Origin of the sequence: Bacillus sp. 7884-1, from assembly GCF_002272245.1 — a bacterium.
Classification (GTDB): Bacteria; Bacillota; Bacilli; order Bacillales; family Cytobacillaceae; genus Neobacillus.
Genome location: NZ_NPDD01000042.1, coordinates 1 through 10,335 on the forward strand (window position 1 = coordinate 1; position 10,335 = coordinate 10,335).

Annotated in this window: 10 protein-coding genes; 9 read left to right on the plus strand and 1 reads right to left on the minus strand. The window is 41.3% G+C overall.

Translation table 11 applies throughout. The features are described from left to right. The first annotated feature begins 279 nt into the window (after positions 1–279). The 3 genes from CHI06_RS05970 to CHI06_RS05980 all read left to right on the plus strand — a co-directional run bounded on the left by CHI06_RS05970 (position 280) and on the right by CHI06_RS05980 (position 3,030). Positions 280–477, plus strand: a complete 198-nt coding sequence (locus tag CHI06_RS05970) for a hypothetical protein (protein ID WP_095247513.1) — start codon at positions 280–282, stop codon at positions 475–477. A 143-nt stretch (positions 478–620) separates the two neighbouring features. Further along, positions 621–1,187, plus strand: a complete 567-nt coding sequence (gene rpoE, locus CHI06_RS05975) for a DNA-directed RNA polymerase subunit delta (protein WP_095247514.1) — start codon at positions 621–623, stop codon at positions 1,185–1,187. A gap of 247 nt (positions 1,188–1,434) precedes the next feature. Further along, the gene (locus CHI06_RS05980) at positions 1,435–3,030 is read left to right on the plus strand and encodes a CTP synthase (RefSeq protein WP_095247515.1); all 1,596 of its coding nucleotides are present in this window, start codon (positions 1,435–1,437) and stop codon (positions 3,028–3,030) included. Positions 3,031–3,223: 193 nt separating this feature from the next. Here the strand turns inward: CHI06_RS05980 and CHI06_RS05985 are convergent, their stop codons facing one another. After that, positions 3,224–3,721, minus strand: a complete 498-nt coding sequence (locus tag CHI06_RS05985; RefSeq protein ID WP_095247516.1) for a DUF2529 domain-containing protein — start codon at positions 3,719–3,721, stop codon at positions 3,224–3,226. Between the two features lie 168 nt (positions 3,722–3,889). Here CHI06_RS05985 and CHI06_RS05990 point away from each other — a divergent pair, with 168 nt between their 5' ends. From CHI06_RS05990 to rho, 6 genes are all read left to right on the plus strand, one after another. Continuing rightward, entirely contained in the window at positions 3,890–4,261 is a 372-nt protein-coding gene (locus CHI06_RS05990; RefSeq protein ID WP_095247517.1) for a response regulator, read from the plus strand. Positions 4,262–4,497: 236 nt separating this feature from the next. Further along, a complete protein-coding gene (locus CHI06_RS05995) occupies positions 4,498–5,352 on the plus strand; it encodes a class II fructose-bisphosphate aldolase (RefSeq protein WP_095247518.1) in 855 nt (284 codons plus the stop codon). 239 nt (positions 5,353–5,591) lie between these two features. Continuing rightward, complete coding sequence (fsa, locus tag CHI06_RS06000; RefSeq protein ID WP_095247519.1) at positions 5,592–6,239, plus strand: fructose-6-phosphate aldolase; 648 nt, start codon at positions 5,592–5,594, stop codon at positions 6,237–6,239. A 195-nt stretch (positions 6,240–6,434) separates the two neighbouring features. Next, a complete protein-coding gene (locus CHI06_RS06005) occupies positions 6,435–7,724 on the plus strand; it encodes a UDP-N-acetylglucosamine 1-carboxyvinyltransferase (RefSeq protein ID WP_095247520.1) in 1,290 nt (429 codons plus the stop codon). A gap of 78 nt (positions 7,725–7,802) precedes the next feature. After that, entirely contained in the window at positions 7,803–8,765 is a 963-nt protein-coding gene (glpX, locus tag CHI06_RS06010) for a class II fructose-bisphosphatase (RefSeq protein WP_095247521.1), read from the plus strand. A gap of 256 nt (positions 8,766–9,021) precedes the next feature. Further along, the gene (rho, locus tag CHI06_RS06015) at positions 9,022–10,287 is read left to right on the plus strand and encodes a transcription termination factor Rho (RefSeq protein ID WP_095247522.1); all 1,266 of its coding nucleotides are present in this window, start codon (positions 9,022–9,024) and stop codon (positions 10,285–10,287) included. Positions 10,288–10,335: the final 48 nt, after the last annotated feature.

A 10,335-nucleotide genomic window follows, 5' to 3' on the forward strand; every position in this document is an offset into this window, starting at 1 on the left:
ATTCAATGTCCTGCGGGAGGACGGGGCAGGGGGAGACCCCGCAGGCGCTTTAGGGCCGAGGAAGTAGGAAAAGCCGAAGCGCCTCGAGGGGCTAGGCGCTGCAGCTAGACAGGCTCCCTGGACCGCCCGCGGAAAGCGAAGTGCCTGGAGTGGAAATCAACAGGCCAATATAACAAAAACGTATATAAAAAATAATTTTTAAACTAGTACTAATGTTGGCTCTCTTTCTTATATAATAGATGGGCATACATCAATGGTTCCCGAGGCGGGTGTTGACAGATGATGATAAAAAATATGATTTTACTATTAATAATTTTAGCCTGGCCGTTATACTATCTCTATCAACATCAGTTAGGGGCAATTTCTTTTCTAGTGCTGGCTATTATCTTCCTTTATTGGGCTATAAAAGAGTTGAAAATGCTGAAAAAAGAGAATAAACCTGATGATACCCCGCCAAAGAGGGAAAATATCAAATAAAACAATAGATAGAACTAGCATAAACGGGAGAATATTGTTTATAATGAAGAATATGTCAAAATACTAGCACTGAGGTGCTAAAATTTTTGCCCGTGATCACTCATGTAATAGTGAGTGTTAAATAGAGAAAGGAAGTGCCGATATTGAGTTTACAAAGTTTCTCAAAAGAGCAATTAAAAGAGTTATCCCTCATTGAGATGGCGTATGAATTTCTAAAAGGAAGCAAACAGCCAATTTCCTTCCATGATTTAATCAAAGAAATTGCGGCAGCTACAGAAATTACAGAGGCACAAATCAAATCAAGAATTGCACAATTCTATACCGATATAAATATCGACGGTCGTTTTCTATCATTAGGTGACAACCGCTGGGGACTTCGTGTCTGGTATCCAGTCGATACACAAGAAGAAGAAGTCGTTACCGTTATTAAACCTAAGAAGAAAAAGGCGAAAAAGGTTGTCGATGAAGACGAGCTTGAAGACTTTGATGATGTGGATGAAGATTACGAAGAGCTTGATGACTTTGCCGATGAAGATGACCTTCTCGATGACGACGAGGATGATCTTTTGGATGACCTTGACGATGTCGATGATTTAGACGAAGATGAAGATGTCATCGAAGACGATGATGAATTTGAGCTTGATGAAGAAGAAGACCTTGACGAGGATCTTGAAGAAGATGAAGTAGAGGATGAAGACGACCTATTATAGGCTTGACTTTTTAACGCTGCACTTGTAGAATCTTTTTTGGGCTCCTTTAAACAGGAACGGATCATATATAGCTTATAAAGCGCTCCCTTACCTAGTGTAAACGGAGTGCTTTTTTATTTTTTCAGTCAAATGATACATAGCTCTTTCGGGCAGAAGCCCGGGACTTCTTTAGGAATAAAAAATTTTTATAAAAGAAGCCTTAAACAACAAGAATATTGCACAAACTGAATTAGAGGAGGATTATTTTATGACGAAGTATATTTTTGTAACTGGCGGTGTAGTTTCATCGTTAGGAAAAGGGATTACCGCAGCCTCTTTAGGCCGTTTGTTGAAAAATCGAGGATTGAACGTTACGATTCAAAAGTTTGACCCATACATTAACGTGGACCCAGGAACCATGAGTCCCTATCAGCACGGTGAAGTATTTGTTACCGATGATGGCGCTGAAACGGACTTAGACTTAGGACACTATGAACGCTTTATCGATATTAACTTAAACAAGTACTCTAACGTGACCACTGGAAAAATCTATTCTACTGTTCTACGCAAGGAACGCCGTGGCGATTACCTAGGTGGAACCGTTCAGGTTATCCCGCACATTACCAATGAAATTAAGGAACGCGTCTTCCGTGCTGGCAACGAAACGAATGCCGATGTGGTCATCACTGAAATCGGCGGAACAGTAGGGGATATCGAGTCATTGCCATTCTTAGAAGCGATTCGTCAAATTAAGAGTGATATTGGCAGCTCAAATGTGATGTACATTCACTGTACCTTAATTCCTTACATTAAAGCAGCTGGTGAAATGAAAACCAAACCAACGCAGCACAGTGTTAAAGAGCTTCGCAGCCTTGGTATTCAGCCAAATATCATCGTTGTTCGTACTGAAATGCCGGTTTCCCAGGATATGAAGGATAAAATTGCTTTGTTCTGTGATATCGATGCGAAAGCGGTTATTGAATGTCAGGATGCTGATACGCTTTATTCGATTCCACTTGCTCTTCAAGAGCAGCACATGGATCAAATTGTATGTGACCACTTGAAGCTAACGACACCTGAACCAGAAATGACCGAATGGAAGGCGTTAGTGGATAAGGTTCTTAATCTTTCCGGCAAAACACGCATTGGACTTGTTGGGAAATATGTTGAGCTTCAGGATGCTTATATTTCTGTTGTTGAAGCGATGAAGCATGCAGGTTATGCGTTTGACGCTGATGTGGAAATTAAGTGGATTAATGCGGAACATGTTACTTCAGATAATGTCGCAGAACTTCTGCATGATGTGGACGGAATCCTTGTTCCTGGCGGATTTGGCGATCGCGGAATCGAAGGGAAGATTCAAGCAACTCGTTATGCCCGTGAAACGAAGAAGCCTTTCCTTGGCATTTGCTTAGGAATGCAGCTGGCAACGATTGAATATGCACGCCACGTTCTTGGTTATCTGGATGCTCATTCTGCAGAATTTGTACCTGAAACCAAGCACCCGATCATTGACTTACTTCCAGAGCAAAAGGATGTTGAGGATTTAGGTGGAACATTAAGACTGGGTCTTTACCCATGCCGTCTAATTGAAGGTACTAAAGCGTTCGAAGCATATGTGGATGAAGTGATTTATGAGCGTCACCGTCACCGTTATGAGTTTAACAATCATTACCGTCAAGAAATGGAAGACGCTGGATTTGTGTTCTCTGGGACTAGCCCAGATGGCCGTCTTGTGGAAATCGTTGAGCTTAAAGACCATCCATGGTTTGTTGCGTCTCAGTTCCATCCGGAATTTGTTTCAAGACCAAACCGTCCGCAGCCGCTATTCCGTGAATTTATTAAAGCAACATTGCAAAAATAACATTTGGGCCAGTTCTCTTTGCGGAGTGCTGGCTTTTTTTATGGTTGGGGTTTCCAAAAAATGTCTAATAGTCCAAAACCACTTTAAAAAGGTCCAAAACCCTAAGAAAAAAGTCCATAACCAATCAAAAATAGTCCAAAACACCCTAAAAATAGTCCAAAACAAAAAACGACCCAATCTAGGTCGTTCAAAATCATTCATATTCCGCTAAAATCTCATCAATTGTAAATTTTAAGCCATAATAAACGTATAATCCTGCCATTGAGGACGGATAGCCGTATCGATTTCCAAAATCATCTGGCAACAGACCCTTCAAAAGCTGCAAATTAATATGTACATCAGCCATTTCTTCCAATTTTCCATCTGGAACCGATGTTGATACGGCCACAAATGGGATATCTTTCTCTTTAAGCTTCGCTGCAAGCTCTAGCGCATCGCTATCAGCCGAGGTTCGAGTGAATAGCAGCACCCTGTCGGCAGGGGTAGCAGCATCAACATTCGCTAAAGCACCCTTTAATGGTTCTGCACCCTCTAATGCCTCAAATTCAACAGCCTTCATTTCACGAAATCCCACAAGATAAATAGTCTGACCTTGTGCGAGCAGGCGGGCACCGTCCTCAAATGAAAACTCTGCCTTCTCTTCGATTCTTTTAAATAATCCCGTCAATTGGGTCGTAAACATTTTCATCAATTAAAACCACTCCTTCACAAAAATATTATAGCTTTTTAAAAATAAAAGACAATTACCACAATATACCTATATAATAAATAGAGGATTTTTAAAAGAAATGTCGAAGATTATCATAGTGGAAGAAAAGGAATCAACTATAAATAAAAAAAGGGTGGAAGAGGTGGAGTTATGAAAGAGAAAATTTTAATTGTTGACGATCAATTTGGGATACGGATTTTACTAAATGAGGTATTCTCAAAGGAAGGATATCAAACCTTTCAGGCAGCAAATGGAATTCAAGCACTAGATATTGTTACCAAGCATGACCCTGATCTCGTCCTATTGGATATGAAAATACCTGGTATGGATGGTATTGAAATTTTAAAAAGAATGAAAGTCATTGATCCTGATATTCGCGTTATTATTATGACTGCTTATGGTGAATTGGATATGATCCAAGAGGCCAAGAATCTAGGAGCAATTACTCATTTTGCAAAGCCATTCGATATTGATGATATTCGTGCGGCCGTAAGAAAACATATTCCTCAAAAAGCAAATTAATCCGTTTTTTTTAAAATAGAATGATTGTCGAAAAGTGTTGCCGCTTTCATTGTGAACGTTTATAATATTAGGTTTTCTTTAATGGCATTTTATCAATCAGTTTGGTATGATACTTATGAACTTTTGCTCGTCCATTTATCTTTCTCGAGAGTACATAATCAGTAAAATGATAGGAAATCCTTAATAGGAAAACCCTAATTCGAGAAGATAAACACTCATACCAAGGAGGAAATAAAATGCCTTTAGTTTCAATGAAAGAGATGCTTATCAAAGCGAAAGCGGAAGGTTACGCTGTTGGGCAATTCAACTTAAATAACTTAGAATTTACCCAAGCTATTTTACAAGCAGCGGAAGCTGAAAAATCACCTGTTATTCTTGGTGTTTCTGAAGGGGCAGCTCGTTACATGTCCGGCTTTAAAACTGTTGTAAAAATGGTAGAAGGTTTAATGGAAGATTTGAAAGTTACCGTACCTGTTGCCATTCACTTGGATCATGGTTCAAGCTTTGAAAAATGTAAGGAAGCCATTGATGCAGGCTTCACATCTGTTATGATTGACGCTTCTCATCATTCATTTGAAGAAAACGTAGAAATTACTTCTAAAGTAGTAGAATACGCTCATTCAAAAGGTGTTTCTGTTGAAGCAGAATTAGGAACAGTTGGCGGACAGGAAGACGATGTATCTGGCAGCATTATTTATGCGGATCCTGCTGAATGTAAAGAACTTGTTGAGCGTACAGGCATCGACTGCCTTGCACCTGCACTTGGTTCTGTTCACGGTCCATACAAAGGTGAGCCAAAGCTAGGTTATAAAGAGATGGAAGAAATCGGTCAAGCTACTGGTCTTCCACTTGTACTACATGGCGGAACTGGTATTCCAACACATGATATTCAAAAATCTGTTTCCCTTGGAACAGCGAAAATTAACGTGAACACTGAAAACCAAATTGCGTCTGCAAAAGCGGTTCGTGAAGCATTAGCTGCAAAGCCAAATGAATACGATCCTCGTAAATACATGGGCCCAGCTCGCGAAGCCATCAAAGAAACAGTAATCGGCAAAATTCGCGAATTTGGTTCAGCTGGCAAAGCTTAATACGAAAAGCGGAAGCCCCTAGGCGCTGCAGCTAGACAATACGAAAAGCGGAAGCGCCTTGGCTGCTTGCGCTAGACAATTTTTATATAAGAGGTTATTGTCCTCTTGAAAATGCTATCCAATCTTTGGTAATGTTGACAGTAAATTTGAAACCGCCCCTTAACGAGTGGGCGGTTTCAAACTGTAAGGAATAATTAGAATATTGACGAAATTTGTCGTATAAATTGGAGGAGAAACACATGAAATTTTTTATTGATACAGCTAACTTAGAAGAAATTCGTGAAGTACATGAGCTTGGATTATTATCAGGAGTTACAACAAACCCTTCGCTTGTTGCAAAAGAAAAAGATGTATCCTTCCACGACCGCATTAGAGAAATTGCTGCGCTTGTTCCTGGATCTGTTAGTGCAGAGGTTATTGCACTGGACGCAGAAGGTATGATTAGAGAAGGTAAAGAACTGGCAGCAATTGCCCCAAATATCACCGTTAAAGTTCCAATGACTCCTGATGGCTTAAAGGCTTGTCATGCATTTTCAGAAGCAGGGATTACCACCAATGTTACCTTAATCTTCAACGCTAATCAGGCACTTCTTGCAGCAAGAGCAGGGGCTACATACGTTTCACCATTCCTAGGCAGATTGGATGATATCGGTCAAAATGGCTTAGAATTAATTTCTCAAGTCGCAGATATTTTTACCGTTCACGGACTTGATACACAAATTATTGCGGCATCGATCCGTAATCCAATTCACGTTACAGAAGCAGCGCTTAGAGGAGCACATATTGCAACGATTCCTTACAAAGTATTAATTGGCTTATTCCATCATCCATTAACAGACAAAGGGATTGAAGGATTTATGAAAGATTGGGCAGGCCGTAACGCATAAATTTACCAATTTTTAAAACTTTTTTTCATATTGATACATGAAAATAATATATTGGTGTACACTAGATGATAGACAAATTGTCGGATTATGTAATTTGCTATTGGAAATAATTACCTAAATGCGAATTTTGAATATCAATTTAGTTGATTAATAAAGGATCAAAGTCCATCCCAATGGCGTAGAAGGGAGTCGAAAATGGAAAAACTTAAAATTGCGGGCGGATATCCGCTTAAGGGAACCGTAAGAATAAGTGGTGCAAAAAACAGTGCAGTTGCGTTGATACCAGCAACCATTTTAGCAGAATCACCGGTGACAATTGAAGGGCTGCCAGATATTTCAGATGTAGAAATATTGAAGGACTTGCTCGAAGAAATTGGCGGGAAAGTAGAGCTTTCAGATGATTTTGATATGACGGTTGACCCATCGACAATGATTTCGATGCCATTGCCAAACGGAAAAGTCAAGAAGCTTCGTGCCTCTTATTATCTAATGGGGGCGATGCTTGGCCGTTTCAAAAAGGCCGTCATCGGTTTACCGGGTGGATGTCATCTTGGACCACGTCCGATTGATCAGCATATTAAAGGATTCGAAGCACTGGGTGCTCAGGTAACAAACGAGCAGGGCGCTATTTATTTGCGTGCGGACGAGCTTCGTGGCGCACGTATTTATCTCGATGTTGTCAGTGTTGGCGCAACCATTAATATCATGTTAGCGGCGGTAAGAGCAAAGGGCAGGACGATTATTGAAAATGCTGCAAAAGAACCGGAAATCATTGATGTTGCTACCTTACTTACGAATATGGGAGCAAAAATCAAGGGTGCAGGAACCGATGTCATTCGTATTGATGGCGTGGACAGCCTCCATGGCTGCCGTCATACCATTATTCCGGATCGAATTGAGGCTGGAACCTATATGATTTTGGGTGCTGCCGTGGGTGAAGGTGTATTAATCGATAATGTCATCCCCCAGCACTTAGAATCGCTGATTGCTAAGCTGCGAGAAATGGGTGTGAAAATTGAAACGGGCGATGATCAGGTGTTTGTCAGCAGTTCGGACAAGTTGAAGTCTGTTGATATCAAAACCCTGGTATATCCTGGTTTTCCGACCGACCTGCAACAGCCATTTACCACTCTCTTAACGAGAGCGACGGGTTCTAGCGTTGTAACGGATACTATTTATGGTGCCCGTTTTAAACATATTGATGAATTAAGAAGAATGAACGCGAATATTAAAGTGGAAGGCCGCTCGGCAATCATTAGCGGACCTCTTAAGCTTCAAGGTGCAAAAGTGAAGGCAAGCGATCTTAGAGCTGGGGCCGCCCTTGTCATTGCCGGACTTCTTGCTGAAGGCATTACAGAAGTCACAGGCCTTGAGCACATTGACCGGGGTTACAGCCATCTTGTTGAAAAATTAAATGGGCTCGGTGCAACCGTTTGGCGTGAAGCTTTGTCAAAAGATGAAGTAGAACAACTAAAGAACACGTAAATAAGCTATACTAATTCCTCGAATATGTTATACTAATGTTATTAAAAAGTATAAATAGAAATTTGGGGGATTGAGAACATGGAGAGAAGTTTATCTATGGAGCTTGTTCGCGTAACAGAAGCCGCTGCACTCGCTTCAGCGCGTTGGATGGGACGCGGGAAAAAGGATGAAGCGGATGGTGCTGCAACTTCTGCCATGCGTGATGTGTTTGACACGATCCCGATGAAGGGAACAGTTGTCATTGGTGAAGGCGAGATGGACGAAGCCCCAATGCTTTATATCGGTGAAAAACTTGGTACAGGGTACGGACCTCGGGTCGATGTAGCCGTTGATCCACTTGAGGGAACAAATATTTTAGCCGCAGGCGGATGGAACGCTCTAGCAGTTTTGGCAATTGCTGACAATGGCAATCTTCTACATGCACCGGATATGTATATGGAGAAAATTGCTGTTGGCCCTGAAGCTGTAGGACTTGTCGATATCAATGCTTCTGTTCTTGATAACCTAAAGGCAGTGGCGAAAGCGAAAAACAAGGATATCGAAGACGTTGTAGCAACGGTATTAAACCGTCCGCGTCATGAGCATATCATTGCACAGCTTCGTGAAGCAGGCGCACGAATTAAGTTAATTAATGATGGCGATGTGGCAGGAGCGATTAATACTGCTTTTGATAACACAGGCGTTGACATTTTATTCGGCTCTGGCGGTGCTCCGGAAGGCGTCATCTCAGCTGTTGCATTAAAATGTCTCGGCGGTGAAATCATTGGTAAATTGCTTCCTCAAAGTGATGCCGAATTAGAGCGCTGCGTGAAAATGGGACTAGATGTCAAGAAGGTACTTCGAATGGAAGACCTTGTGAAAGGTGACGACGCGATTTTTGCAGCTACCGGTGTAACAGACGGTGAGTTACTGCGCGGTGTTCAATTCAAGGGTTCTTATGGATCTACTCATTCCATCGTTATGCGTGCAAAATCAGGAACTGTCCGATTTGTCGAAGGTCGTCACAGTCTGAAGAAGAAACCAAATTTAGTGATTAGATAAATTTTTATAGTAAACACTTACTAAGAGACTAGACCTAGATTCTAGTCTCTTCTCTCCATATTCTGCAAATAGAAAATTTCCAGTTGATTATTATTTTAGACAAAGGGTACAATAGATAGTGTTTTATTAAATTGATTCTGCTATTCTATTCATTTCTATCTTTCCTCAATATATTTTTAGAAATCAAAAATCCTCTATTATACGATTAGGTTCTCGGTAACGAAAATAGAGTAAAAATTTTAAAGTGTGGTGTACTATGGAATTAACTATATCAAGTTTAGAAAACATGAAGCTGAAGGAGCTTTATGAGCTTGCGCGCGAATTTAAAGTGACTTACTATAGTAAGTTGTCGAAAAAAGAACTTATTTTCGCCATTTTAAAATCACGAGCGGAGCAGCAAGGTTATTTTTTCATGGAAGGCGTTTTGGAAATCATCCAATCTGAAGGCTTTGGATTCTTACGCCCGATCAACTATTCACCAAGTTCGGAAGATATTTATATTTCTGCGTCGCAAATCCGTCGGTTCGATCTCAGGAATGGGGATAAAGTTTCCGGTAAGGTTAGACCTCCAAAAGAAAATGAACGTTATTACGGACTTTTACATGTAGAAGCAGTTAACGGTGAAGACCCAGAGTCAGCAAAAGAACGTGTTCACTTCCCAGCATTAACTCCTCTCTATCCAAACAGACATATGAAACTCGAAACCACTCCAAAACATATCTCTACAAGAATTATGGATGTAGTTGCTCCAGTTGGTTTTGGACAAAGGGGCTTAATTGTTGCACCCCCAAAGGCAGGGAAAACAATGCTGTTAAAAGAAATCGCTAACAGTATTACAACGAATCACCCTGAAGTGGAATTAATTGTGCTTCTAATCGATGAACGTCCAGAGGAAGTAACCGACATTGAGCGTTCGGTTGCTGGCGATGTTGTCAGCTCTACGTTTGATGAGGTACCAGAAAACCATATTAAAGTCGCTGAGCTTGTTCTGGACCGCGCGATGCGTTTAGTCGAGCATAAACGCGACGTTGTTATTTTAATGGACAGCATTACGCGTTTGGCTCGTGCTTATAACCTTGTGATTCCGCCAAGCGGCCGTACCCTTTCTGGTGGTATTGACCCAGCGGCGTTCCACCGTCCGAAGCGTTTCTTCGGGGCAGCCCGAAACATTGAAGAAGGCGGAAGCTTAACCATCCTAGCTACGGCATTGGTTGACACTGGTTCACGTATGGATGACGTTATTTATGAAGAATTTAAAGGGACAGGTAATATGGAGCTGCATCTGGATCGTCAGCTTGCAGAACGCCGTATATTCCCAGCACTTGATATTCGCCGCTCTGGCACACGGAAAGAAGAGCTGCTTCTTCCGAAGGATCATCTGGACAAACTATGGGCCATCCGAAAATCGATGTCCGACTCGCCAGACTTCGCCGAGCGCTTCCTGAAAAAACTAAAACAAACCAAATCCAACGAAGAATTCTTCGCCCAAATTGGAGAAGAATTAAAAGGCAGAAGGTCTTAGGAATAATTCTTAGTCTGTGTTAATGGATACTGTTGATTTTAGAACCTG